General features: G+C 45.4%; 1 pseudogene. It reads right to left on the bottom strand.

The window, feature by feature from the left end:
* Positions 1-1,156, bottom strand: a pseudogene (locus tag O9295_RS21535) (DUF4347 domain-containing protein); the annotation flags it as partial.

Raw genomic sequence — 1,156 nt, 5'->3', positions numbered from 1 at the left:
ACACCGGTACGGGTGAAGGAGTAGGACATATTAGCTGTCCCGTCTTCATCAACACTGCTGGGAGAAATAGAAAGAGTAACAGTTTGTGGACTGGTAAACTCACTCACATCGATGATTTGCAGTCCTGAACTGCCATCAGCTACATAAGCATAGTTACCGACTATTTGTACATCATAAGCACTGCCAGAAGTATCATAATTACCCTTGAGAGTGGGGGTTGTCGGGTTGCTGATGTCGATGATTTGCAGTCCTGAACTGCCATCAGCTACATAAGCATAGTTCCCCACTATTTGTACATCCCAAGCACTGCCAGAAGTATTATAATTACCCTTGAGAGTGGGGGTTGTCGGGTTGCTGATGTCGATGATTTGCAGTCCTGAACTACCATCAGCTACATAAGCATAGTTCCCCACTATTTGTACATCATAAGCACTGCCAGAAGTATTATAACTGCCCTTGAGAGTGGGGGTGGTCGGGTTGCTGATGTCGATGATTTGCAGTCCTGAACTGCCATCAGCCACATAAGCATAGTTCCCCACTATTTGTACATCCCAAGCAGTGCCAGAAGTGTTATAATTGCCCTTGAGAGTGGGGGTGGTCGGGTTGCTGATGTCGATGATTTGCAGTCCTGAACTGCCATCAGCTACATAAGCATAGTTCCCCACTATTTGTACATCCCAAGCACTGCCAGAAGTATCATAATTACCCTTGAGAGTGGGGGTGGTCGGGTTGCTGATGTCGATGATTTGCAGTCCTGACGTATCATCAGCTACATAAGCGTAGTTACCGACTACTTGAACACCATAAGCCGTCCAAGGAGTATCATAATTACCCTTAAAGGTGGGGTTTGTCGGGTTGCTGATGTCGATGATTTGCAGTCCTGAATCCCTATCAGCCACATAAGCATAGTTACCGACTACTTGTACACCATAAGCCAAGCCAGAATGATCATAATTACTCTTGGGAGTAGGAGTTGTCGGATTGCCGATGTCGATGATTTGCAGTCCTGATGAATTATCAGCCACATAAGCATAGTTACCCACTACTTGTACATCCAAAGCAACGCTGGGAGTATCATAATTACCCTTGAGAGTGGGATTTGTCGGGTTGCTAATGTCGATGATTTGCAGTCCTTTATCATAATCAGCTACATAAG

Origin of the sequence: Microcystis sp. LE18-22.4A (assembly GCF_027531105.1) — a bacterium.
Classification (GTDB): domain Bacteria; phylum Cyanobacteriota; class Cyanobacteriia; order Cyanobacteriales; family Microcystaceae; genus Microcystis; species Microcystis aeruginosa.
The sequence above is the reverse complement of the archived record's forward strand: the minus strand, read 5'-3'. Positions and strand labels throughout refer to the sequence as shown.